The organism is Nocardioides sp. CPCC 206348 (assembly GCF_048654705.1).
In the GTDB taxonomy this organism is placed as follows: domain Bacteria; phylum Actinomycetota; class Actinomycetes; order Propionibacteriales; family Nocardioidaceae; genus Nocardioides.
Map to the genome: position 1 here is coordinate 3478 of NZ_JBMCZA010000195.1, position 22604 is coordinate 26081.

The 22604-nt window shown below is 70.7% G+C and carries 24 protein-coding genes; 9 read left to right on the forward strand and 15 right to left on the reverse strand.

The window, feature by feature from the left end; translation table 11 throughout:
- From ACOADB_RS17730 to ACOADB_RS17745, 4 genes are all read left to right on the forward strand, one after another.
- On the forward strand, positions 1-604 hold a 604-nt coding region (locus tag ACOADB_RS17730; protein ID WP_378601322.1), incomplete at its 5' end, for an SDR family NAD(P)-dependent oxidoreductase.
- Positions 605-638: 34 nt separating this feature from the next.
- Positions 639-1568 carry a ferritin-like domain-containing protein gene (locus ACOADB_RS17735; protein ID WP_378601324.1) on the forward strand — a complete coding sequence of 310 codons (930 nt, stop codon included), beginning with the start codon at positions 639-641 and terminating at the stop codon, positions 1566-1568.
- Positions 1565-2062 carry a hypothetical protein gene (locus tag ACOADB_RS17740; RefSeq protein ID WP_378601326.1) on the forward strand — a complete coding sequence of 166 codons (498 nt, stop codon included), beginning with the start codon at positions 1565-1567 and terminating at the stop codon, positions 2060-2062. Before ACOADB_RS17735 ends, ACOADB_RS17740 begins: the two co-directional genes overlap by 4 nt.
- Entirely contained in the window at positions 2059-3546 is a 1488-nt protein-coding gene (locus tag ACOADB_RS17745) for a flavin-containing monooxygenase (RefSeq protein ID WP_378601328.1), read from the forward strand. The genes ACOADB_RS17740 and ACOADB_RS17745 overlap by 4 nt, the downstream gene beginning before the upstream one ends.
- Before the next feature lie 5 nt (positions 3547-3551).
- On the opposite strand, the gene ACOADB_RS17750 is transcribed toward ACOADB_RS17745, so the two are convergent.
- The 3 genes from ACOADB_RS17750 to ACOADB_RS17760 form a co-directional block, all read right to left on the reverse strand.
- Complete coding sequence (locus tag ACOADB_RS17750) at positions 3552-4229, reverse strand: hypothetical protein (RefSeq protein ID WP_378601330.1); 678 nt, start codon at positions 4227-4229, stop codon at positions 3552-3554.
- A 31-nt stretch (positions 4230-4260) separates the two neighbouring features.
- Positions 4261-5457, reverse strand: a complete 1197-nt coding sequence (locus ACOADB_RS17755; protein ID WP_378601332.1) for an AAA family ATPase — start codon at positions 5455-5457, stop codon at positions 4261-4263.
- Positions 5458-5546: 89 nt separating this feature from the next.
- The gene (locus tag ACOADB_RS17760; protein WP_378601334.1) at positions 5547-6809 is read right to left on the reverse strand and encodes an LPXTG cell wall anchor domain-containing protein; all 1263 of its coding nucleotides are present in this window, start codon (positions 6807-6809) and stop codon (positions 5547-5549) included.
- Between the two features lie 145 nt (positions 6810-6954).
- Here ACOADB_RS17760 and ACOADB_RS17765 point away from each other — a divergent pair, with 145 nt between their 5' ends.
- Entirely contained in the window at positions 6955-7833 is an 879-nt protein-coding gene (locus ACOADB_RS17765; RefSeq protein ID WP_378601336.1) for an Fpg/Nei family DNA glycosylase, read from the forward strand.
- A gap of 15 nt (positions 7834-7848) precedes the next feature.
- A complete protein-coding gene (locus tag ACOADB_RS17770; RefSeq protein ID WP_378601338.1) occupies positions 7849-8187 on the forward strand; it encodes a rhodanese-like domain-containing protein in 339 nt (112 codons plus the stop codon).
- 6 nt (positions 8188-8193) lie between these two features.
- On the opposite strand, the gene ACOADB_RS17775 is transcribed toward ACOADB_RS17770, so the two are convergent.
- The 3 genes from ACOADB_RS17775 to aat all read right to left on the reverse strand — a co-directional run bounded on the left by ACOADB_RS17775 (position 8194) and on the right by aat (position 10158).
- Entirely contained in the window at positions 8194-8802 is a 609-nt protein-coding gene (locus ACOADB_RS17775) for a hypothetical protein (RefSeq protein WP_378601340.1), read from the reverse strand.
- Between the two features lie 196 nt (positions 8803-8998).
- Complete coding sequence (locus ACOADB_RS17780; protein WP_378601343.1) at positions 8999-9433, reverse strand: hypothetical protein; 435 nt, start codon at positions 9431-9433, stop codon at positions 8999-9001.
- Complete coding sequence (aat, locus tag ACOADB_RS17785; protein WP_378601346.1) at positions 9430-10158, reverse strand: leucyl/phenylalanyl-tRNA--protein transferase; 729 nt, start codon at positions 10156-10158, stop codon at positions 9430-9432. The genes ACOADB_RS17780 and aat overlap by 4 nt, the downstream gene beginning before the upstream one ends.
- A 65-nt stretch (positions 10159-10223) precedes the next feature.
- On the opposite strand from aat, the gene ACOADB_RS17790 reads away from it, so the two are divergent.
- Positions 10224-10922, forward strand: a complete 699-nt coding sequence (locus ACOADB_RS17790) for an EcsC family protein (RefSeq protein ID WP_378601349.1) — start codon at positions 10224-10226, stop codon at positions 10920-10922.
- On the opposite strand, the gene ACOADB_RS17795 is transcribed toward ACOADB_RS17790, so the two are convergent.
- From ACOADB_RS17795 to ACOADB_RS17815, 5 genes are all read right to left on the reverse strand, one after another.
- Positions 10883-12109 (reverse strand): hypothetical protein, encoded by a 1227-nt coding sequence (locus ACOADB_RS17795; protein ID WP_378601351.1) that lies wholly within the window; start codon positions 12107-12109, stop codon positions 10883-10885. The two genes, ACOADB_RS17790 and ACOADB_RS17795, sit on opposite strands and share 40 nt — an antisense overlap.
- 142 nt (positions 12110-12251) lie before the next feature.
- Entirely contained in the window at positions 12252-13403 is a 1152-nt protein-coding gene (locus ACOADB_RS17800; protein WP_378601353.1) for a hypothetical protein, read from the reverse strand.
- A 108-nt stretch (positions 13404-13511) separates the two neighbouring features.
- Entirely contained in the window at positions 13512-14432 is a 921-nt protein-coding gene (locus ACOADB_RS17805) for a hydroxymethylglutaryl-CoA lyase (RefSeq protein WP_378601517.1), read from the reverse strand.
- Positions 14433-14443: 11 nt separating this feature from the next.
- Positions 14444-16291, reverse strand: coding sequence for an acetyl/propionyl/methylcrotonyl-CoA carboxylase subunit alpha (locus tag ACOADB_RS17810; RefSeq protein ID WP_378601355.1), 1848 nt, complete (start codon positions 16289-16291; stop codon positions 14444-14446).
- Between the two features lie 14 nt (positions 16292-16305).
- Positions 16306-17868 (reverse strand): carboxyl transferase domain-containing protein, encoded by a 1563-nt coding sequence (locus tag ACOADB_RS17815; protein ID WP_378601357.1) that lies wholly within the window; start codon positions 17866-17868, stop codon positions 16306-16308.
- A 105-nt stretch (positions 17869-17973) separates the two neighbouring features.
- Between ACOADB_RS17815 and ACOADB_RS17820 the strand changes: the two genes are divergently transcribed.
- Positions 17974-18537 (forward strand): TetR/AcrR family transcriptional regulator, encoded by a 564-nt coding sequence (locus tag ACOADB_RS17820; protein ID WP_378601359.1) that lies wholly within the window; start codon positions 17974-17976, stop codon positions 18535-18537.
- Positions 18538-18553: 16 nt separating this feature from the next.
- Here ACOADB_RS17820 and ACOADB_RS17825 read toward each other — a convergent pair whose 3' ends face one another.
- From ACOADB_RS17825 to ACOADB_RS17835, 3 genes are read right to left on the reverse strand one after another with little or no spacing between them, the layout of a single operon-like run.
- On the reverse strand, positions 18554-19399 hold the full coding sequence (locus ACOADB_RS17825; protein ID WP_378601362.1) for a WXG100 family type VII secretion target: 846 nt from the start codon (positions 19397-19399) through the stop codon (positions 18554-18556).
- Entirely contained in the window at positions 19396-19713 is a 318-nt protein-coding gene (locus ACOADB_RS17830) for a hypothetical protein (protein ID WP_378601365.1), read from the reverse strand. The genes ACOADB_RS17825 and ACOADB_RS17830 overlap by 4 nt, the downstream gene beginning before the upstream one ends.
- A 2-nt stretch (positions 19714-19715) precedes the next feature.
- Positions 19716-20294, reverse strand: a complete 579-nt coding sequence (locus tag ACOADB_RS17835; RefSeq protein WP_378601368.1) for a hypothetical protein — start codon at positions 20292-20294, stop codon at positions 19716-19718.
- A gap of 113 nt (positions 20295-20407) precedes the next feature.
- Here ACOADB_RS17835 and ACOADB_RS17840 point away from each other — a divergent pair, with 113 nt between their 5' ends.
- Entirely contained in the window at positions 20408-20962 is a 555-nt protein-coding gene (locus ACOADB_RS17840; protein WP_378601371.1) for a hypothetical protein, read from the forward strand.
- Between the two features lie 12 nt (positions 20963-20974).
- On the opposite strand, the gene ACOADB_RS17845 is transcribed toward ACOADB_RS17840, so the two are convergent.
- Entirely contained in the window at positions 20975-22600 is a 1626-nt protein-coding gene (locus tag ACOADB_RS17845; protein ID WP_378601374.1) for an acyl-CoA dehydrogenase family protein, read from the reverse strand.
- Positions 22601-22604: the final 4 nt, after the last annotated feature.

The window sequence follows — 22604 nt, forward strand, 5'->3', positions numbered from 1 at the left end:
GGCCCTCCACGACACGGCCCTCGACTGGCTCGGCCACGCACCGCACGTGATCATCAACAACGCCGGGATCGGTGCTGGCGGCAAGGTCGTCGGCGAGGCGCCGATGGCCGACTGGCAGCAGACCATCGGCGTCAACCTCTGGGGCGTGATCCACGGTTGCCACGTGTTCGTGCCGACGCTGCGTGAAGCCGGACGAGGCGGCGTGATCAATGTTGCCTCGGCCGCGGGCTTCACCGCGGCACCCCGGATGGGCGCCTACAACGTGAGCAAGGCGGGCGTCGTCAGCCTGTCCGAGACCCTCGCAGCCGAGCTCGCCGGCACCAGGATCGCCGTCACCGTGCTCTGTCCGACGTTCGTCAGGACCAACATCTTCGGTGGCGAGCTGATCGATCCGGGAGCGGCCGGGCTGGCCCGCAGGATCGCCGGGATCGTCGGTTTCTCCGCCGACCGGGTGGCCCGGACGACCCTCGACGCCCACGACCACGGCCGGCTCTACGTCGTGCCCCAGCTCGATGCCCAGCTGCTCTGGCGCACCAAGCGCCTGCTGCCTGCGCCGTACACCCGGGTGGCCGGATTGCTGGGCCGCATGATCCCGAACGACTGATCCGACCGGTGCACACCGACGAGAGGACACCACGATGACCTACGACTTCGACGCCATGCTGCAGACGATCAAGGACAAGCAGTGGTCGCTGGCCGACATCGACTGGGACGCACCGGGCGCCGAGACCGTGACCGACGAGCTCCGGGCCAAGATGCTGCCGTTCATGGCCGACCTGGTGTGGATCGAGCACGTCGGGGCACGGGGCTTCGCGTCCCTCGCCACGAAGGCACCGACGCCCACGATCCGCCGCATCTACGAGTACTTCCACGCCGAGGAGCAGAAGCACGCCAACGCCGAGCTGGCGCTGATGAAGCGCTGGGGAATGCTGGACGAGGACGGCAAGGCACCCGAGCCGAACATCAACGTCAAGCTGGCGATCAAGGTCCTCGACGACTACGGCGACGGGCTGCCCCTCACCGGTCTGGCGACCCTGATCCCGTTGCTGGAGTGCGCTCTCGACGGCGCACTGGTGAAGTTCCTCCTCGACGAGGTCAAGGACCCGGTCTGCCACGAGGTCTTCCGCCACATCAACTCCGACGAGGCCCGGCACATCACGGTGGACTTCCAGGTGCTCGAGCTGATCGGCGCCGGACCGCTGCACAAGCTGGTCATCGAGTCGGTCGCGCTGCTCAAGCCGCAGGTGGTGCTCGGCCTGATCGTGGTGTTCGTGCCGCTGATCAACAAGATGCGCGACAACATCGTGGCCATGGGCCTGCCGGAGCAGAAGCTCTACAACGCGGTGAAGCGCTTCGCGACGATCGGCTCCCGCGGCGACTTCACCCACCGGATCCCGGCGTACCACGTGCTGCGCGCCCAGGCCGCGATGGTGGTCGACCGCACGTCGCCGTACCACCGGTTGCTCGCCGACCCGATGGTGAAGCTGACCTCCTACGTCCCGGTGCGGCTGCTGGGCAAGCCACAGGCGTGGGTGGACGAGCTCACCCACGAGCCGGTGGCCTCGTGAGCAGCGGCGGGTTCGAGGGCCGGGTCCTGCGGGGCAACCAGTGGCGCGGGCAGGCCTTCACCGGTCTGCGCGTCGCGATCCTCGCCCGAGGACGCGAGGCCGCCGTGATCGCGCCGGAGATCATTCGTACTGCGGCAGCCGTCAAGGTGTTCCAGGAGGAACCCGACTGGCTGGTGCCCTGGCCGATCGCGCTCCCCCGGACTCTGGTGCAGCCGGCCGCCCGCCTGCACCTGCGCCTCGGCGTCCGCGATCCCTGGACCCGGCGCCGGCTCACGCCGGACGGCCGCTTCAACAGGCACCGCCCACGCATCGACGGGCGCTACTACGCCGCGCTCCAACAGCCGCACTGCACCCTGATCACCTGGCCGGTCTACGCGATCGTGCCCGGCGGCGTCCGCAGCGCCGAGGGCATCGAGCACCACGTGGACTGCATCATCCTGGGGACGTCGTCCGCGTTCGCCAGCACCAGCTCCCGAGAGGACGCCCACGCATGACCACCACCCCCGACCACGAGGTCGTGATCATCGGCGGCGGCTTCTCCGGCATCGGCGCCGCCATCCTGCTCGACAAGGCAGGGTTCTCCGACTACCTCCTGCTCGAGGCCGGCGACGGCCTCGGCGGCGCGTGGCACTGGAACACCTACCCGGGCGTCGCGGTGGACATCCCCTCCTTCAGCTATCAGTTCTCGTTCGAGCAGATGGCCGGCTGGTCCCGGGTCTACGCGCCCGGCAGCGAGCTGAAGGCGTACGCCGAGCACTGCGTCGACAAGTACGACGTCCGGCGACGTACCCGCTTGCGGACCACCGTGGTCGCGGCGACCTTCGACGACGACGACCACACGTGGCGCCTCGACACCGCCGCGGGCGACGTGATCACGGCCCGCCACGTGGTCAGCGCGACCGGCGTGCTGACCCAGCCCAAGCTGCCCGACATCGAAGGCCTTGCGGACTTCACGGGCACCGTGATGCACACGGCGCGCTGGGACCACGGCGTCGACCTCACCGGTCGTCGGGTGGCCGTGATCGGCACCGGAGCCTCCGCCGTGCAGGCGATCCCGGAGATCGCCCAGCAGGCCGCGCACCTCACCGTCTTCCAGCGCACCCCCATCTGGTGCCTGCCCAAGCCGGACGCGGCGCTCCCCTGGCCGGCCCGCGCCGGTCTCCGCGTGCTCCCCGGCGCCGGGCGCCTCGCACGGCTGGCGAGCCAGTCGTTCGTCGAGGCGACCTTCCCGGTCGCTGCCCACTTCGCAGGCATCGTCCCGATGGCGGCCCTCGGCGAACGGATCGGACGTGCCTACCTGCGCCAGGCGGTGCGCGATCCCGAGGTGCGCGACCAGCTCACTCCTCGCTACGCCCTGGGCTGCAAGCGCCCGAGCTTCTCCAACGCCTACCTGCCAGCGTTCAACCGGTCGAACGTGACCCTGGAGACGGCCGGCATCGCTGCAGTCACGCCGACCGGTGTCCGCACGAACGACGGCACCGAGCACGAGGTCGACACCCTGGTCCTCGCCACCGGCTTCAAGGTGTTCGAGAAGGGCAACATGCCACCGTTCATCGTGCGCGGGGCGAACGGCCTCGACCTGGAGAAGTGGTGGGAGGAGAACCGCTTCCAGGCCTACCAGGGCGTCAGCGTCCCCGGGTTCCCGAACTTCTTCACCATCCTCGGCCCGTACGGCTACAACGGGTCGTCGTACTTCAACCTGATCGAGACGCAGAGCGCCCACATCCTGCGCTGCCTCCGTCGCGCCCGACGCGACGGCGCGACCCGGGTCGAGGTGACCGCCGCCGCCAACGAGAACTACTTCACGCAGGCACTGGGCCGGCGCAAGCACCAGGTGTTCTTCCAGGACTCCTGCAGCCAGGCGAACAGCTACTACTTCGACGCCAACGGCGACGTACCCTTCCGGGCCGCCACCACCCTGGAGACCATGTGGTCGTCGCGGCGGTTCCCGCTCGACCACTACGCGTTCAGCGACTGAGCCCCTCAGAGCTCGGCGATGATGCGGGCCCGGCTGGCGTCGTACTCGTCGCGGCTGACGAGGTCGCGACGCAGCAGGTCGTCGAGCTCGGCTAGCCGCTCGCCGGCCGTGCGGGTGTCGCGCGGTGCGGCCGCGTCGGTGGGGGGCGCAGGCATGGACGCGGGCAGGGACGCGGGCAGGGACGTGACCGGTCCCGCCGAGGACCAGTCGAACTCCCAGTCCTGCGTCTCGGGGTCGATGAGGACGGGGATCTCGCCGACGTACAGCAGCGGCATCCGCATCGCAGGGATGATCTTCTTGGCTTCCACCTCGAACGGCGCGACGTCGTTGCCGTGGATCCGCAGCTTCAGTGACAGCAGCGGTTCGCCGTTGACCTCGACGCCCGTCTGCTCGAAGGACAGCACCTGCGCCTGGGCGGGGCGACCCTTCAGCTTCAGCCGGTACACCTTCATCTGCGACCGGTAGCGGGTGGTGCCGATCAGCAGGCCGAGGGCGAGGTCCAGGATCGTGATGCCGATGCCCGTCGGCAGCAACCAGCCGCTCCCGGGCTCGTCATCGATGGCCAGTCCCATGATCAGGAAGATCGGGCCGACGATGCCGCAGAGGAACATGAACAGCACGATCGGCACGTAGGCGCGGAGCACGGACGGGGGGCGCGGCGCTTCCTCGGGAGCGAGACTCACGGAGCCAGCGTAGGACTCGGCGGCGTGTTGGTCAGGCCTGCGACCGCAGGTACCGCCCGAAGTGCGGGACCGTGAACGCGATCCGGCCACGCTCGCCGGAGTAGATGAGCCCCTTCTTCAGCAACGAGTCCCGGGCCGGGGAGAGCGACTGCGGCTTCTTCCCGAGTACGACGGCCACGTCCGACGTCGCGACCGATCCGACCGGGTCGTCGGCCTCCTCGGTGGCGGCGTCGGCCATGGCGCGGAGGTAGTCGCGCTCGGCGGGCGTGGCGCGTTCGAAGCGCGACCCGAAGAAGCCGACGGCCAGCTCGCGCTCGGCCTCGGGACTGGCGACAGCCACGTCTTCGGCGGTGATCGGGGTGCGGGGAGCGAGGTCCCAGACGGACCGGCCGTAGGCCTGGATGAAATAGGGGTAGCCGCGGGTGGCGTCGTACATCGCCGACAGGGCCTCGGCCGTGAACCCGGCCTCCTCCTCGGACGCCGGCGCGACGAGCGCGCGGTCGGCGGCGTCGCGGGAGAGCCGGTCGATGCGCTGGTAGGAGAACAACCGCTCGGAGTAGGACTTGCTGGCCGACAGCACGGCCGGCAGGTGCGGCAGTCCCGCGCCGACCACGATGACGGGCAGGCCGTTCTGGCTCAGCTCGTGGCAGGCCGCGCACAGCGCGGAGATGTCGTCGGGGCCGAGGTCCTGCATCTCGTCGATGAAGATGCCGACGCCCTTGCCGACATCGGCCGCGAGCCCGCCGACGTCGGTGAGCAGCTCGACCAGGTCGATCTCGATGTCGCCGGAATCGGCCCGCCCACGCACCACCGGTGCATCGATCCCGGGACTCCAGCGGTCGCGCAGCTTGGCGTCGACACCGGCGTCACGCTGGGCGAACGAGCGGATCACGCCGAGCACGTGGTCGGCCTCGGAGGCCTCGGGATGTCCGAGCTCCCGCACCGCCTGGTGCAGCGCCGAGGACAGCGGGCGGCGCAGCGATTGGTCGGGCCGCGCCTCCAGCTTGCCGGTCCCCCAGCCCTTGCGGACCGCTGCCGACCGGAGCGCGTTGAGGAGCACCGTCTTGCCGACACCGCGCAGCCCGGTCAGCACCAGCGAGCGTTCAGGGCGACCGCGCGAGACCCGTTCCAGCACCACGTCGAACGCCGAGAGCTGCTCGTCGCGGCCGGCCAGCTCGGGGGGACGCTGGCCGGCGCCGGGCGCGTACGGGTTGCGGATCGGATCCATGATCCGACGCTATCGGGATCTCTAGCCTCAGCCTTAGATCCCGCTAGCGTGTCGGATCGATGCCCCGTCGATCCCGGTCGATCCGCAGGTCAGCTCTTGCGGTGACGGCCCCGGGAGAGGACGCCGACACCGGCGAGGACACTGCCTGCACCCAGCGCCAGCAGCCACGGCTCGACCACCGCTCCGGTGGCGGGCAGCACGGCGTCGGACTGCTCGACCAGGCCCAACACCTCACCGGGCACCTCGTCACCGAGGCCGTCGACCTCACCCAGGTCGTCGCCGGTGTCCACGACGTTCTCGATGTCTTCCCCGTCGTCGATGCCCTCGTCGGTCTCGTCCGGGTCGTCGGTCTCGTCGACGCAGTCCGCGGTGGCCGGGACCTCGGGGCTCACCAGGACCATCTCGGTCCACGCGGCAGCGGTCTCGACGTCCTGCGCAGCCGCGTCGACCACGGTCACGCCGGACCCGTCGACCTGCGACCAGCCGTCACCGGCGGGCGCGGTCGCGGAGGCAGCGTCCGTCTTCTCCACGCTCGGCGTACCGGCGCGCTCGGCACCCGTCGGGGCGTACCCGTCCGGCGCCGAGGCGGCCCAGATCTCCTCGGTGGCGGCGGGAGCGGTCTGCGTGAAGGCGCCCTTGACCCAGCCGGCACCGGCCGGCTCGTCACCATCGGCGAGCTCGGCCGTCTCGGTCGTCGTACTCGCGACCCGGGTCGAGGAGGTGGACGTCGATCCGGCCGGGCCGGCAGCACCGTCGGCGACCCAGGTGGTCTCCTCGTGGGAGAGCTCGGAGACGGCCGGTACGGCGGCCTGGTCGACGATCCACACGGTCGTGGTCACGGCCGGGGTCACCTCGACGTCGCGCGTCGCGCCGGTCGGCGACCAGCCCTTGCCGCCTTCGTCGGCGTTCCATCCGGCGACCTCCCACCGGGTGCGACCGCTCTGCTGGTGGACGAACTCGGCCTCCGTGCGGGTCACGGCCGGGGTGACGACCTGGGTCTCGTGGTGGCCGACCTCGGGGACCGCCGGCACGAAGGCCCGGTCGATCACGGTCCGGACCCAGGCCCGCTCGAGGGCGTCGACCTGGCGGCTCCACGACCAGGTGCCCCGGGCCGGGCTCACGGTCCGGGTGAACTCGAACTCGGTCGTCGGGACCGAGCGCTGCCACAACCACTCGACGTGGGTGACCTCGCCGATCGTGGTCACGACGGCCGGGTGGTCGACCTGCGCATAGACGGCGGGGATGGCGGGCAGGCCACAGGCTGCGTCCTCGGCGGCCTGGGCGGCGGACGGTGCGAAGCCGAGGACGGCGGCAGCAGCGAGGGAGAGCGGTGCGATCAGGCGCTTGTTCATGGGGGACCTCTGGTTCCTTGGGGGGTGGTTCGCGCCCGAGTGCGAATGACCGACCAACCGGGCCGAACCGGCCGGGTCACTGCGTCCGGCCACAATCAGGACCAAGGTCCCGGGTGCTGTCCGGACGGGGATCTAGGCTGGTGTCGTGCCCGAGCTGCCCGAAGTCGAGGCGCTGGCCCTGGACCTGAGGAGCCGGCTCGCGGGGCGCGCCATCACTCGCGTCCACATCGCCGCGTTCAGCGCCCTCAAGACCTACGACCCCCCGCTGGCCGCGATCGAGGGCGCCCTTGTCGACGACGTACGACGCCACGGCAAGTTCCTCGACATCGAAGCCAGCGGCCTGCATCTCGTGCTGCACCTGGCACGTGCCGGCTGGATCCGCTGGAAGGACGACGTCCCGCCGTTGCCGCCACGACCGAACGCGAAGTCGCCGCTCGCCGTCCGGGTGGTCCTGGACGAACAGGACGGCCAGACCCCCGGCCTCGACATCACCGAGGCCGGCACCAAGAAGTCCCTGGCCCTGTTCCTGGTGCGCGACCCGCTCGACGTCCCCCGCGTCGCGTCCCTCGGCCCGGACCCGCTCGACGACGAGTTCACCATCGAGCGACTGGCCGGGATCCTCAGGGACGCCGGGCGCAAGCAGCTCAAGGGAGTGCTGCGCCAGCAGGGCACCATCGCCGGCATCGGCAACGCCTACTCCGACGAGATCCTGCACGCCGCGCGGATGTCGCCGTTCAAGCCGGCCGACGGCCTGACCGACGACGAACTGGCGACGCTGTACGCCGCCGTCCGCACCACCCTCGGCGACGCAGTCGAACGCTCGCGGGGGTTGCACGCCAGCGAGCTGAAGGCCGAGAAGAAGTCGAACCTCGCCGTCCACGGCCAGACGGGCAAGCCGTGCCCGGTCTGTGGTGACATCGTCCGCGAGGTGTCCTTCGCCGACTCGAGCCTGCAGTACTGCGCGACGTGCCAGACGGGCGGGAAGCCACTCGCCGACCGACGGATGAGCCGGCTCTTGAAGTAGCGGGATACTGGAGCCATGATCCCCTCAGTCGAGACCGATGGCGTGCCGCACCCGATTCCCGAGGGCCTGCTGGTCCTCGACGTCCGCGAGGACGACGAGTGGGCCGCCGGACACATCGAGGGTGCGGTGCACATCCCGCTCGGAGACCTGCCGACGCGTCTGGGCGAGTTCGTGGAGCTCGAGCCGGAGCAGACGCTCATCGTGTGCAAGGCCGGAGGCAGGTCCGCGCGGGCGGGCGCCTATCTCGGTCAGCAGGGGTACGACGTCGTGAACCTGATCGACGGGATGATCGGGTGGGAGCGGGCTGGCCGGGCCATGGTTGCGGACACCGGCCAGCCGCCCACCGTCATCTGACCAGGGTCACTGGGTCGGGACGCCCTCGGTGAGGTTCTCCAGCTCCTCCTGAAGGCTGGCGAGGTCCTCGGGCGACAGGTCCGTCGGGAGGTCCGACGGGAGGTCGGACGGGAGACCCGTCGGGCTCTCCTCGGTGCCCGGGTCGCTGCCCGCGCCGTCGTCCGAACCCTCGTCCGAGCTGTCCTCGGTGTCGGAGCAGGTCTCGTTCTCGTACTTGTTGTACGCCTCGACCTTGTCCTTCTCGTCGTCGGACAGGTCAGCCTCGAACGGGTCCTCGCCGTCCTCGGCCTCGAAGGCCTCCTTGAGGTCGTCGCCGTTGAGCTTCTTGACCGCGTCGAGCTGGATCTCGAAGCCCTCGCGCTCCTCGTCCGAGATGTCCTCGGGGGTGCCGACCTCTTCGATCTTCTCGGCGCTCTCCTTGATCAGGTCGGCCGCCTTGTCGTAGTCCTTGTCGGTGATCGCCTTGCCGAACTCCTCGCTGCCGGCGTCTCCGACCGCCTTGCAGTAGTCCTCCTTGGAGGCGTCGGCGGGAGCACCGCCACCACATGCAGTGAGCGAGAGGGCAAGCAGGACAGCGGCACCTGCGGCAGCCACGGGGCGCTTGATCGAGGTCATCAGGGTGATTCCTTTCCTGGAGTCACGGGTCACCGAGCTGTGCCCGCGGACAGGGCAGCGGCTGTGAGCCAACTGCCCACCACACCCTGCCCTGTCAGTCTCAGACTATTCACAGGAAAGGAAAACGGCAGATGGCCGGTGGTTGGCCGGCCATCTGCGAGGGTGCTGCGAAGGGTGCTGCGCGCGGTTCAGGAGCTCACTCGGCGACCTGGTCGGCACATTCCTTCTGGGCGTACACGAAGAACTTCTCGACCTTCTTGTTGTCGTCGTCCGAGACGCCGGGCAGGTTGTCCTCGCCGCCCTTGTCGCCGAACTCCTTCTCGGCCTCGTCGTAGTCGAGGTCGGTCACGACGTCGACCACGATCTCGAAGCCCTCACGCTCGTCGTCGCTGATCTTCTCGGGCGTGCCGATCTCCCCCAGGTCCTCGTAGGCGGCCTGGATGTCCTTCCACTCGTCCTTCGTCGGCTCCTCGCCGGCCAGGTCGCTGGACTTCGTCACGACGTCCGTGATGCCGTCACAGAAGTCCTTCGAGGAGGCGTCGGTCGGGTAGCCGCCGCCGCAGGCCGTGAGGGAGAGGGCGAGGAGGACACCGGCACCGAGGGTGCCCAGCGGGCGCTTGATGGAAGTCATGGCGCGAACATGTCAGGCCACGCCACGTTGAGCAACCCCTCGAGCCTTCCGACGTACGACGCCCGGGAGATCTCGCGCACGCCGAGGCCCTGCAGGTGCGGAGTGGCCCACTGGACGTCGATCAGGCGTTCACCCGCCGCACCGGCCGGATCGGCGGCCAGCCCCTCGACCAGTCCCATCAGCGCCACCTTCGACGCGTCGGTCTCGTGGTGGAACATCGACTCGCCGGCGAACAGGCCGCCGACCGCGACGCCGTACAGGCCCCCGACGAGGCGGCCGTCGCGCCACGTCTCGACGGAGTGGGCCCAGCCGAGCCGGTGCAGGGCGCCGTAGGCCCGGGCGATGCGGTCGTTGATCCAGCCGTGGGGTCGACGCGGGTCGGCGCAGGCCGCGACGACGTCGTCGAAGGCGGTGTCGACGCGGATCTCGAAGTGGCGCGCCGAGCGGCGCATCGACCGCGAGACGCGCAGGCCGTCGAGCGGGAGGACACCGCGCCGGGCCGGGCTCCACCAGCCGACACTGCGGCCCTCGGGCATCGGGAACAGACCGGTCCGATAGGCGGCGAGCAGGGTGCCGGGCTCCAGGTCGGCCCCCATTCCGACGAGGTCGCTGGCGTCGGCAGATCCGTCGTCGTCGTACCCGTCGACCGGGCCCTGGGCGGGGAGCGCCGCCAGGTCCGCGCGACTCGGGAACTCCCACGGGGTCGGCGGCGGTTCGACGGGCACGCGTGTCACCCTACGAGCCCGTGCGGCCCGACGGCGGAGCGATGCACCCCCACTAGGATCGAACCATGGCATCCGGTCTCAAGAAGGGTCTCGCTGTCGAGGCAGCGCGGAGGGTCGCGCCCAGGATCACCCACATGGCACCGGGACTGACCCAGTCGTTCGTCCGCGAGGCGCTGAACCGCGCGATCGCCGGCGCCGGACCACTGCCTCCCGCAGCCCAGGCCGCCGAGACCCAGCTGCGCGAGCAGGACGGGAACGTCGACAAGGCGATCCGCGAGCTGATCCAGAACCACGTCGCGTACGCCGGCGTCGAAGGCCTGACCACCAACCTCGGCGGCCTCATCACCGCCACGATCGTGGCCCCGGCCAGCATCGCCGGACTCGCCCTCATCCAGTGCCGGATGGTCGCGGGCATTGCCCACCTGCGCGGCTACGACCTCGCCGACCCGCGCGTGCGCAACGCGATCCTGGTGGCGATCCTCGGTGACGACACCGTGGTCAAGATGGTCAAGGCGAAGAAGCTGCCGGCCCCGCCGATGGCGATCGCGACCGCGCCCCACCACGACCCCGAGCTCGACCGCACCGTGTCCTCGGCGCTGGCCACCGAGATGATCACGCGCGTGATCGGCAAGCGGATGGCGACCACGATCGGCAAGCGGGTGCCGGTCGTCGGCGGCGCCGTCGGTGCCGCCACCGATGGCTGGAGCACCTGGAAGGTCGGGCGCTACGCCAGCCGGGAGTTCCTGCCCCGCACCGTCCGGTAGGCCCCGAGGACCTTGCTGCCGCTGCGGCTGCTCTCGAGCCGCTGCACGGTGCGCTCCATCGAGCGCCGCGTCCTGGAGACCCGCGCCTCGGCCAGCTCGCGCTGCAGGTCGTCGATCTCACCGCGGAGCCGGTCGAGCTCGTTCTCCCGCTGGACCGACTCGACCAGCAGCGTGCGCAGCGCGTCCACCGCCGCACTGGCGACCTGGCGCTCGGAGGGCCGGTCCGGGTCGGACCACTTCTCGGCCTTCGGTCGGGTGCCCCGCAGGTCGGCGAGGTCCCCCACGACGTCGTACTTCTTGTCGGCGAGCTCGGCGATCCATTCCTCGGTGAGCTCGGCGATCCAGTCGAACTGGTCCGGGGGCAGGGCCAGTCGCGGCGAATCGGTGCGGGCCGACAGGGTCCGGTGGGCGAGCAGCTCGCGGACCAGGTAGCGGTAGTGGTGGGCCCGCAGGTCGCCTGCTGCCGCCCGGTTGATGCGTCGGACCAGTGCCGTCTCGGGCACGCCGAGGCTGACGTTGGCGCGGTCCGCGCCGAGGTCGATGTCCAGGTCGTCGAGGCCGAAGGTGGCGCTGAAGCGCTGCCACAGCACCTCCGGTGCCCCACCCGGACGCGGCACGGTGACGATGTGGATCCGCTCGGGCGGGATCGTCGCGCCCCACCGGGCGAGGATGTCGGGGATCTCCTGGACGCCCCAGAACCACGACCCGACGCGGTCGCTGCGCTCAGGATCACGGATCAGCTCGAGGAAGCGGGCGAACCGGAACTTCGCGCGGTGCTTGATGTTCTCCTGCCACTCGGCCGGGATCTGGCGCACCAGGTCGCGGGCCGAGACGATCAGGTGCACCTCGGCGCCGCTGCCGTCGGGCTCGTGGCCGAGCGAGGACAACGCCCGCTCGACCTGGGTACGCGAAGCGGTGGCGAGGATCTCGTGGCTGATGATCGAGATGCCGTCGTGGTCGCGCACGTTCTCGGCCAGCCGGTCCCACGCGCCGACGGCCTCCTGCTCGAGCCCGCCCCAGGGCAGACGCATCAGGTCCAGTGCGGCCAGGAAGTGGGCGTCGAAGCGGTCGGCCGGGTAGTTCACGCCCTGCTCGAGGAGCCGTTCGCGGTTCTGGAACAGCACCTCCTGGAGGTACGACGTCCCCGTCTTGGGCGTCCCGACGTGGAGGAGGACCCGGCGACTCATTTCGGGGTCCCTGCGACGTTGTCGTTCGGAGGAGCCGCTTGGGGTCCCCGCGCGGCTTTGCATCGGAGGAGCGAAGCGGGGGAGAGCAAAGGCGCGTGGGGTGAAGCGGAGCGGAGGAGGACGAGAACGTCGTGGGGTGAGTTCACGATGCCTCCTTCACGGGCGGGCGCACAGGATCGATCAGCAGGTCCAGCGCGAGCGCCAGGACCTCGGCGGCGACGGGCTCGACGGAGTCGTGCAGGAGGGGACCCGGCAGCAGTCGGTCGAGATCGCCGAGCACAGGGTAGCCAGCAGCGGCCATCTCGTGATGGGTGCGTTCGGCCTGTGTCGCGAGCCAGGTCTCCCACACGGCCGGCACCGTCAACGCCGGTCCGCCGCGGCCGTCGAGCCGGTCGGCCAGGGCCGCGCGGAGCAGGCGTGGACGTGCTTCGGACGGGACCAGTCCGCCGAGGGGCTGGCCGACACGACGGACCAGGTCGACGCCGTTCGCGCCGAGCCGGGGCGGCTCGGGGACCGACGGGACGCCGAGCTCGGCAGCCAGCGCGGAGGGGTCGAGGACGATCCGGACCTGTTCGGCGCCGTACCGCTGCGTGGCGGCGTTGGCCATCCGTGGCAGGTCGGCCCGCGGAGGCAACCGGCCGGCGGTCGCGAAGATCTCCACGAACTCCGGCCAGGTCGGACCACCCTGGTCGAACGCGCGAGCGGTCCAGGCGTCGGCGACCACGGTGCCGAGGTCGTCGGCGAGGAGGTACGCCGTGGCGCCGCGCCCGCCGGGGCGCCGGCCCTGCGCGGCCAGGGCGGCACTCATCGCGCGGGCCCGCCACGGGACCCCGACGATCACGAAGGGCGTGTCCTGCGGGCGGCGCGCGTCACGAACCCGGTCGACGAGACCGCGTCGCTGCGGCGGGGCCTCCTCGATGGCGGCGATGTCGTCGGCGATCAGTCCGGCCGCGACACGGAGGAACTCGTGCTCGGGCAGCGTGTCCGGGTCGACCGGTCGCGGCCCGAACCGCTGCGGCTCACCGTCGCCGGCGACGGGCAGGTCACCGCGGCCGCGGCCGGTGACGCCCGCGGCCAGGATCCGGTCGGCAGTGGCGCGCGGAAGCTTCCGGCCGGCCGCCTCGGCAGCCAGGTTCGCGCGGCGCAACAGGCCGAGCTGCTGGGCTCCCGGCAGGTACGCCGCGAAGGGGTCGGCCTCGCCGGGGTCCGTCGTGTTCAGCCAGTCCTGCCACGGCGTGGTGCTCCCGTTGCGCAGCGCAGCGGCCCACCCCCAGGCGCGCCGTTGACCACTCATGGTCCAACCGTAGCGCTGGCTCAAGCGGTCCCAACAAGCCGGCAGCGCGGCGAGAAGCGTCGGCGGCAGCTTGCTGCCTCCACTGCGCTGGAGACGCGCTCGGCCATTTCAGAGGAGCGCCCGTACGACGGCGGACGGGCTCGGACGCCCCAATTGCTGGGCCATCCAGCCACTGGTCTGCACGACGGCGTCGAGATCGACGCCGTGCTCGATGCCGAGACCGGTGAGGAACCAGACCAGGTCCTCGGTGGCGAGGTTGCCCGTCGCGCTCTTGGCATACGGGCACCCGCCGAGGCCACCAGCGCTGGCGTCGTACGTCGTCACGCCGGCCTGGAGGCCCGCGTGCACGTTGGTGAGTGCCTGGCCGTAGGTGTCGTGGAAGTGCAGGGCGAGCCGGTCGGGGTCGACGCCCGCGTCGGTGAACGCGTTGACGAGCGTGCGGACGTGACCGGCCGTGGCGACACCGATCGTGTCCCCGAGGCTGAGCTGGCCGACCCCGAGGTCCAGCAGGCGCTGGCCCACGGCGACGACCTGTTCCACCGGAACTGCGCCCTCCCACGGGTCGCCGAAGCACATCGAGACGTAGCCGCGGACGTCCATCCCGGACGCGAGGGCACGGCCGATGGTGGGGTCGAACATCTCGAACTGGGTCTCGAGCGTGCGGTTGAGGTTCTTCTGCGCGAACGTCTCGGTGGCCGAGGCGAAGACGGCGACATGGCGGAGCCCGAGCTCGACGGCGCGGTCGAGGCCGCGCTCGTTGGGGACCAGGACGGGGAGCTGCAGGGCAGCGTCACCGAGCTCGGCCTTCAGCCCGGTCATCAGGTCGGCCGCGTCAGCGAGCTGGGGCACCCACTTGGGGTGGACGAAGCTGGTCGCCTCGACGATCGGCAGGCCAGCTGCGAGCAGGCGCTGCACGAACGCCGCCTTCACCTCCGTCGGCACGATCGCCTTCTCGTTCTGCAGGCCGTCGCGCGGGCCGACCTCGTAGATGGTGACCTTCGGCGGCAGGCCGGGTTCGTGGACCACCATCGGGAGGGCGGTCACGAAACCTCCTCCGGGTCGACCACGAACAGGACCGCACCCAGGGCCACCTGCTGACCGGTCGCCGCAGCGACGCTGGCCACCGTGCCGTCGTACGGCGCCTTGAGCGCGAGCTCCATCTTCATCGCCTCGATGACACCGAGCACGGTGCCCTCGGTGACGCGCTCCCCCGCGGCGACCCGGACGTCGAGGACGGTGCCGGGCATCGGGGAGAGGATGGTGCCGTCACTGGCCGCGGCGCCGTGGTCGGTCGTCGCGTCGGGACGGACGAACACGTAGCGCTGGCCGTGGTGCGCGAGCTCGACGCCATGGAGGTCCACACGGGCGACGGTCCCCTCCGGAACCCGGGCGACGGGCGTCGCCCGTTCGTCGAACTCAACCATCGGAGTCGCCGGTGCGGCGCCCATGCGGAAGCCGTCGCCGGCGAACGGGCCGGCGGACGCACTGTGTGCGTCGAGCCACAGCCGGGCGGCGATCTCGCGCGCCGGCGTCGGGTCCGGGCGCGGCACTTCGTGGCGGTCGAGCCACGCGGTGTCGATCCCGCCGGGCTCGGCGAACTCCGGGCTGTCCGCCAGCGCCCGCAGGAACCCGGTGTTGGTGGTCAGGCCGAGGACCGCGGTGTCGTCGAGCGCTGCGACGAGGCGACGGCGAGCCGCCTCCCGGTCCTTGCCCCGGACGATCACCTTGCCCAGCATCGGGTCGTAGGACGTACTGACGACCTGCCCGGACTCGAGGGCGTGGTCGACGCGGGCCGCAGTGGGCCAGTGCACCGTCGTCGCCGTACCGGCCTGCGGCAGGAAGCCGCCGAACGCGTCCTCGGCGTAGATCCGGGCCTCCAGCGCATGGTCGCCGAAGGCGACCCCTGCCTGGTCGAACGGCAGCGGCTCCCCGGCCGCTACGGCCAGCTGGAGGGCGACGAGGTCGGTGCCGCTGTGGATCTCGGTCACCGGGTGCTCGACCTGGAGGCGCGTGTTCATCTCGAGGAAGTAGAAGTCGCCCGTGGACGCGTCGAGCAGGAACTCGATGGTGCCGGCATTGCTGTAGGAGACCGCGGCCGAGAGGGCGACGGCCGCGTCGTGGATGCGGGCACGCAGCTCGTCGGCGAGCGCCGGCGCGGGCGCCTCCTCGATGACCTTCTGGTGCCGGCGCTGCACGGAGCACTCGCGGGTGCCGAGGTGGACCACGTGGCCGTGCGCGTCGCCGAGCACCTGGACCTCGATGTGGCGGCCGCGCTCGACGTACTTCTCGATGATCATCGTGTCGTCACCGAACGCGCTGGCGGCTTCGCGCTTCGCAGCGGCGATGGCGGGCTCGAGCTCGGCGGCCGAGCGGACGACGCGCATTCCCTTGCCGCCACCACCGGCAGCGGCCTTGACCAGCACGGGGTAGGGGTCTCGAGACGGTTGCTGAGCAACCTCCTCGACCAGCGAACCGTTCGCGTCCAGCACGAACGACGGCACGACCGGGACACCGGCCGCGACCGCGAGGTCGCGGGCCGCGTCCTTGCGGCCCATCTGCTCGATGACGGTCGGGGACGGGCCGACCCAGGCGATGCCCGTGTCGGTGACGGCGCGGGCGAACCCGGCGTTCTCGGACAGGAAGCCGTAGCCGGGGTGGATCGCGTCGGCGCCGGCCTCCTTCGCGGCCGCCAGGACGGCGTCGGCGTCGAGGTAGCTCGGGATCCGGATCGCGACATCGGCATCGCGCACGTGCAGGGCGGTGACGTCGACGTCGGTGTGGATCGCGACGGTGCGGATGCCGAGGTCCTTGCAGGTGCGGAACACGCGGCGGGCGATCTCGCCGCGGTTGGCGACCAGGACGGTGCTGATCACTGTGCCCATCTTCATGTCGGTCATCGTCATCACATCCGGAAGATGCCGTAGTTGGGCGCGGGCGTCGGCACGGCCGAGGTGATGTCGAGCGCCATGCCGAGGACGCGTCGGGTGTCGGCGGGGTCGATCACGCCGTCGTCCCAGAGCCGCGCGGTGGCGTAGTACGGCGAACCCTGGAGCTCGAACTGGTCGCGGATCGGCTGCTTGAACGCGTCGACGTCGGGGTCGTCCTCGCGCCCGGCGACGGTCGCCAGCACGCCGGCGGCCTGCTCGCCGCCCATCACCGAGATCCGGGAGTTGGGCCACATCCACAGGAAGCGCGGGTCGTAGGCGCGCCCGCACATGCCGTAGTTGCCGGCGCCGAACGAGCCGCCGATCACGACGGTGAACTTCGGGACGACCGAGCAGGCGACCGCGGTGACGAGCTTGGCGCCGTCGCGGGCGATGCCGCGGTTCTCGTACTCGCGACCGACCATGAAGCCGGAGATGTTCTGCAGGAACAGCAGCGGGATGCCGCGCTGGTTGCAGAGCTCCACGAAGTGCGCGCCCTTGAGGGCCGACTCGCTGAACAGGATGCCGTTGTTGGCGACGATCCCGACCCGGTGCCCGTGGATGCGGGCGAAGCCGCAGACCAGCGTCTCGCCGTACAGCTGCTTGAACTCCGCCAGGCGGCTGCCGTCGACGAGGCGACGGATCACCTCGCGGACGTCGTACGGCGTCCGGGTGCTGCTCGGGACGACGTCGTACAGGCTCTCCGGCGGCTCGAGCGGGTCCTCGACCGGCTCGAGGTCGGTCGGCGTCGTGGGGTTCGGCAGCGTGCTGACGATGCCGCGGAGAATCTGGAGCGCATGGGCGTCGTCGTCGGCCAGGTGGTCCACGACCCCGCTCTTGCGGGCGTGCACGTCGCCGCCGCCGAGGTCCTCGGCCGTGACGATCTCGCCGGTCGCGGCCTTCACCAGCGGCGGGCCGCCGAGGAAGATCGTGCCCTGGTTCTTCACGATCACGGTCTCATCCGACATCGCCGGGACGTAGGCGCCACCGGCGGTGCACGAACCCATCACCGCAGCCAGCTGCGGGATGCCGCGGGCCGACATGTTGGCCTGGTTGAAGAAGATCCGCCCGAAGTGCTCGCGGTCGGGGAAGACCTCGTCCTGCTTGGGCAGGAAGGCGCCGCCGGAGTCGACGAGGTAGAGGCAGGGCAGGTTGTTCTCGGCGGCGACCGCCTGCGCACGCAGGTGCTTCTTCACCGAGATCGGGTAGTAGGTGCCGCCCTTGACGGTGGCGTCGTTGGCGATGACGAGGGCGTTGCGGCCCTGCACGCGGCCGACGCCGGCAACCATGCCGGCCGAGGGAACGGCGTAGTCGTCACCGTCCTTGCCGTACATGCCGAAGCCGGCCAGCGGGGCGATCTCCAGGAACGGGCTCCCCGGGTCGAGGAGGCCATCGACGCGGTCCCGCGCGAGGAGCTTGCCGCGATCGGTGTGCTTGGTGCGGGCCGCTTCACTGCCGCCCAGGCGGACGCGGGCCAGCCGCTCGCGCAGCTCGGCGGTCAGCTCCCCGAGGGTGGGGTCACTGCTGGAGGTCTCGGACACGAGTCCGAGGTTAACGATCATTAACCTCGGATGTAAAGCCCTCTGCCGCCCGTCGGGATGCAGGACGACCGATGAACCTGCGGGGATGACCACTAGCCTGCGGACATGAGCGAGATCAGTCGGCGGGAGCAGATCCTGGACACCGCGGCCGATCTCTTCGCTGCCCGCGGCTTCCACGGCGTCTCCGTCGCCGACCTCGGCGCCGCCTGCGGCATCTCCGGTCCAGCGCTCTACAAGCACTTCACGTCCAAGCAGGCGATGCTCGCCGAGATGCTCACCTCGATCAGCGAGCGACTGCTCGACGTCGGCCGCGAGCGGGTCGACGCGGGCCGCGGGGACGCCGCCGCGGCCCTGCGCGGGCTGGTCGACTGGCACGTCGAATTCGCGACGTCGCACCGCCCGCTCATCGTCGTACAGGACCGGGACTGGGAGTCGCTGCCCGAGGACGCGCGGGAGCAGGTACGACGCCTCCAGCGCTCCTACATCAACCTGTGGGCCGACCAGCTGCAGACCCTGCGGCCCGAGCTGGGCCGCCCGGCCGCGCACGCCGCAGCCCAGGCCGCCTTCGGCCTGCTCAACTCCACGCCGCGCGCCGGCCACGACATCCCGGACGACGAGCTGCGGAAGCTGCTGGGGTCGATGGCGCTGGCGGCACTCGGCGTTTCGTAGGACCAGTCCTGGGGGGTCAGTCCTTCTCGGTGTACCCGCCCGAGTCGCTGATGTCGCCGATCTCGCGACCGCTGATCGTGGGCCAGTCGTTGTTGGCGTCCAGGCCGTCGAGACCGGAGTTGAGTGTGGTCCACATGCTCAGCTTCACCGTGACGTTCTCGTCGAAGTAGCCCTCGAGCGTGTTGGCGTAGCCGATCGTCGCGGTGAGCGCCTTGCCGATCACCTTGATCGCGGGGCCGGCGTCGAAGGTGACCCACTGGCCCGCGTCGGTGCCGTCCTTGATGCCGTCGAGCACGGTGTCGACGACGTCGAGGAGCACGTCGATGCAGTCGCGCCAGGTCTTGCGGATCTGGAGCGCACCCTCGGCACAGGCCGTGGCCGCCGACTTCAGGCCGAGGTCCACGCCGTTGATGGCGGCGACCTGCTCCTTGACCACGGCGTCGTACGACGTGAACGCGTCGCCCGACCAGCTGTTGGCCAACCGGGCAGTGATGTCGTTGACGACGCGCTTCTCGTCGCGGATCCGGCCGGCCGCGGTGATGTAGGCCTGGTTCATCTGCATCAGCACCCACGGGTCGCCGGTGATGTCGGAGACCGTGTCCCAGAGGTCCTCGCAGAACTTCTCGAAGTCGTCCCACAGCTTCTCGATCTCGTCCTCGAGGTTGCCCTTGGCCCACTCGTAGGCGGCCTTGAGACCGGGGCTGACGACCCAGGCCCACCGGCTGTCGAGACCCTTGGCGATGATCGAGTCGTTCCAGGTGTCGATGACCTTCTGGACGCCCTCCTCGATCTTCTTCTGGATGTCCTCGAGCTTGAGCTCGGTGTCATCGGTGTAGTCGGAGTAGTAGTCGTACTCGGTCATGCCGGTGTCCCGTCGAGCTTGTGGAACTGGTCCTTGACGTCCAGGTCGGTGGCGCCGAAGTCCTTGGCGACGTCACGCAGGGCGGTGCCCACGTCGTTCATCACCTTCTGTCCGGCGAGGAGCGCATCCGCCATGGCGGCGATGAACGTGTCGTGCTGGGCGGGAATGCCCGCCCGGTCGGCGTACCAGCCGAACTTCGAGCCGTTCGACTCGTAGCCGACGATGTCGGAGTAGGCGTTGTGGAGCTCGAGGCCGATGCCGTCCCAGCCGGCAGCGGCATCGACGAGGGCCTTGAGGCTGGCCTTCATGACCATGATCAGTCTCCTAGCGAGTAGCGGGTTGCCTGCAGGATCGCGAGCTCGAGGTGCTCGGAGCGCGCGCCGCCGAGCCAGTCCGCGTCCACCTGGATCTCGGCGAGGTCACCGCGCGCCGAGCGCTGCACGGTGAGGAAGCCGTTGTCGGAGTGCCCTGCTGCGGGCCAGCGACGTGGCGCGGGACGAGCCCCGCGCGCCGCGCGACGCTCGCGCGACGCCGCACGGGTGACGATCTCCGGGCCGCGGTTGCGGACCTTGAGCCCGCCCCCGCCGGCCAGCGAGCGGTCGGCGCGGGCGATCCACTCGTCGGCCTGCCCGTTGAGCTGGAGGACGGCGTACAACCGCTCGCCGTCCGCGGCGAAGAAGGCCTCGGACAGTGCAGTCTCGAAGGGCTCCGGGTGGCGGAGACCGCCGATGTCGAGCACCTGCACGTCGATGACGCGCTTGGCGGCATCGACCGTGACGGTCAGCGTCTGCGCGCGGTTCGTTCCGGAGGTGGGCGCAACCTCGACGAAGGCATCCGGCCGGTCCTGGGCAAGGACCTGCAGAAGACGCTCGCCGGCGGGATCCAGGTGGGTCATGTCGTTCCTCGGTCGTGGGCGATGGTGACGGACTCCGCCTGCCCGAACTCACCCACGGCAAACCTGTCGTGTTTCGGCCAGACGGCTCGTGGCAGGCTCAGGAGGTGACGTCGATGCGTGTTCTCGTGTGCGCCCTGCTGCTCCTCGGACCCCTGGCCTCGGGCTGTTCGAAGGAGGACGACCCGGCCCCGGCAGTCGAGCCGGCCGCCCTGCCGGAGAACCTCTGCGACGTCGTACCCGCCCACCTGCGGGAGCAGTGGGGGCTCGCCGAGAAGACGCACGACACCTCGGCCCTGATCAACGCGACGACGGCTGGTTGCGCCTTCACGGGTCGCTACCTCGGGTCCCCCCTGACCCTGCTCCTGCAGCTGACCTCGTTCGGGGGCGAGGACCGCAAGGGTGCCCGGTCCGAGATGACGAACCAGCTGGACCTGGCGTGCGCCGACCTCTCCCTCGCCGCGAGCGCGTCGGCGGAGCTGACGACCGACGACAACGGCTGCAGCCTCCGCGAGCCCACCGGTGACGTCGCACAGGTCGCGCGCTCGATCCCCGCCTCAGGGGTCGCCGAGGTCGCGGTCGTCTACGACGGGGAGAACCCGTCAGCCGTGGCTGCCGAGACCCAGCGGCTCATCGAGACCCTGACCAGCGACCCGGCCGAGCTGCAGTAACGGGCCCCTCGCTCAGGATCCGGGCGCCGCCCGCTCCAGGATCGGGGCGAGGTCGAGGCCGGCGGGCAGGGTGCCGAAGGCGCTGCCCCAGTCGCGCGACAGCCGGCTCGCGCAGAACGCGTCCGAGACCGCGGACGGTGCGTGCCGCAGCAGCAGGCCTGCCTGGAACACCACCGCGATCTGCTCGACGATCCGACGGGCGCGCAGCTCGATGTCATCGAAGCTGGTGAGCTCCTTCTTGAGCGACGACACGGCGTCGTCGTACCGCGGGTCGGCACCGGCGGCCAGGTCGGCCTCGGTGAAGAACGCGTCCAGGGCCAGCGGCTCGCGGCCGATCGCGCGCAGCGCGTCGAGCGCGGCGACGTTGCCCGAGCCCTCCCAGATGGAGAGCAGCGGGAGCTCGCGGTAGATGCGGGCCAGGTCGAAGTCCTCGATGTAGCCGTTGCCACCGAGGCATTCGAGCGCCTCGCCGGCGACGGCCGGGCCACGCTTGCAGACGTAGTACTTCGTCGCGGCGAGCGCGAGCCGGCGCAACGCGGCCTCCCCCTCGTCGCCCCGGATCGCGCGGTCGTTGGCGCCGGCCAGCCGCATCATCGCGGTCGTCGCTGCCTCGGACTCGAGGGCGAGATCGGCCAGCACGTTGCGCATCAGCGGCTGGTCGATCAGGTGCTTGCCGAACGCGGAGCGGTGCTGCGCGTGGTGGGTGGCCTGGACGAGAGCCGCCCGCATGCCCGAGGCGCTCCCGATCACGCAGTCGAGGCGGGTCATGTTGACCATCTCGACGATGGTCTTGACGCCCTTGCCCTCCTCGCCGACCAGCCAGCCGACGGCGTTGTCGTACTCGATCTCCGACGACGCGTTGGACTTGTTGCCGAGCTTGTCCTTGAGCCGCAGGAAGCGGATCGGGTTGGCCTCGCCACCCGGCAGCACCCGCGGGAGCAGGAAGCAGGAGAGCCCGCCGGGCGCCTGGGCGAGGGTCAGGAACATGTCGGACATCGGCGCCGACGTGAACCACTTGTGCCCGACGATCCGGTAGGTGCCGTCCGGCTGCGCGACCGCGGTGGTCGTGTTGGCGCGGACGTCGGAGCCGCCCTGCTTCTCGGTCATCGACATGCCCGCGATCAGGCCGGTCTTGGTCTCCGGGTCGCGCAGGCCGAAGTCGTAGGAGCGGTTGGTGAGCAGCGGCTCGAACCGGGCCGCGAGCTCCGGGTTCGCACGCAGGGCCGGGACGACGGCGTACGTCATCGAGATGGGGCACCCGTGGCCGGCGTCGACGTTCCAGGCGTAGAACTTCGCGGCGCGGGCGACGTGGGCACCCGCCCGGTCGTCGGCCCACGGAGCCGCGTGGATGCCGTGGGAGACGGCGGTCTCCATCAACCGGTGGTACGACGGCACGTACTCGACCTCGTCGATGCGATGGCCGTAGCGGTCGTGGGTGAGCAGGCGTGGCGGGACGCGCTCCGCGAGCCGGCCCCAGTCGCGGGCCTCGGCGGTGCCGGCCAGCCGGCCGACCTCGTGGATCTCCTCGAGCGCCCAGCCGGCGCCCTCGCGCTCGATGCCCTCGAGGAGGGCCGGGTCGGCAGCGGTGTCGTGCCCGACGAGCGGGGGGACCTGGTTGAAGACTTCGTGCGTGCTCATCTGG

What these genes read in the sequence shown, in the direction of transcription:
- ACOADB_RS17805 (WP_378601517.1), bottom strand. Translation starts at nt 14,432, where the DNA reads ATGGTGGTCCACGAACCCGGCCTGCCGCCGAAGGTCACCATCTACGAG.
- ACOADB_RS17830 (WP_378601365.1), bottom strand. Translation starts at nt 19,713, where the DNA reads ATGGTCATGAAGGCCAGCCTCAAGGCCCTCGTCGATGCCGCTGCCGGC.
- ACOADB_RS17810 (WP_378601355.1), bottom strand. Translation starts at nt 16,291, where the DNA reads ATGAAGATGGGCACAGTGATCAGCACCGTCCTGGTCGCCAACCGCGGC.
- ACOADB_RS17840 (WP_378601371.1), top strand. Translation starts at nt 20,408, where the DNA reads ATGCGTGTTCTCGTGTGCGCCCTGCTGCTCCTCGGACCCCTGGCCTCG.
- ACOADB_RS17790 (WP_378601349.1), top strand. Translation starts at nt 10,224, where the DNA reads ATGGCATCCGGTCTCAAGAAGGGTCTCGCTGTCGAGGCAGCGCGGAGG.
- ACOADB_RS17820 (WP_378601359.1), top strand. Translation starts at nt 17,974, where the DNA reads ATGAGCGAGATCAGTCGGCGGGAGCAGATCCTGGACACCGCGGCCGAT.
- ACOADB_RS17795 (WP_378601351.1), bottom strand. Translation starts at nt 12,109, where the DNA reads ATGAGTCGCCGGGTCCTCCTCCACGTCGGGACGCCCAAGACGGGGACG.
- ACOADB_RS17760 (WP_378601334.1), bottom strand. Translation starts at nt 6,809, where the DNA reads ATGAACAAGCGCCTGATCGCACCGCTCTCCCTCGCTGCTGCCGCCGTC.
- ACOADB_RS17775 (WP_378601340.1), bottom strand. Translation starts at nt 8,802, where the DNA reads ATGACCTCGATCAAGCGCCCCGTGGCTGCCGCAGGTGCCGCTGTCCTG.
- ACOADB_RS17800 (WP_378601353.1), bottom strand. Translation starts at nt 13,403, where the DNA reads ATGAGTGGTCAACGGCGCGCCTGGGGGTGGGCCGCTGCGCTGCGCAAC.
- ACOADB_RS17745 (WP_378601328.1), top strand. Translation starts at nt 2,059, where the DNA reads ATGACCACCACCCCCGACCACGAGGTCGTGATCATCGGCGGCGGCTTC.
- ACOADB_RS17780 (WP_378601343.1), bottom strand. Translation starts at nt 9,433, where the DNA reads ATGACTTCCATCAAGCGCCCGCTGGGCACCCTCGGTGCCGGTGTCCTC.
- ACOADB_RS17845 (WP_378601374.1), bottom strand. Translation starts at nt 22,600, where the DNA reads ATGAGCACGCACGAAGTCTTCAACCAGGTCCCCCCGCTCGTCGGGCAC.
- ACOADB_RS17835 (WP_378601368.1), bottom strand. Translation starts at nt 20,294, where the DNA reads ATGACCCACCTGGATCCCGCCGGCGAGCGTCTTCTGCAGGTCCTTGCC.
- ACOADB_RS17825 (WP_378601362.1), bottom strand. Translation starts at nt 19,399, where the DNA reads ATGACCGAGTACGACTACTACTCCGACTACACCGATGACACCGAGCTC.
- ACOADB_RS17735 (WP_378601324.1), top strand. Translation starts at nt 639, where the DNA reads ATGACCTACGACTTCGACGCCATGCTGCAGACGATCAAGGACAAGCAG.
- ACOADB_RS17770 (WP_378601338.1), top strand. Translation starts at nt 7,849, where the DNA reads ATGATCCCCTCAGTCGAGACCGATGGCGTGCCGCACCCGATTCCCGAG.
- ACOADB_RS17755 (WP_378601332.1), bottom strand. Translation starts at nt 5,457, where the DNA reads ATGGATCCGATCCGCAACCCGTACGCGCCCGGCGCCGGCCAGCGTCCC.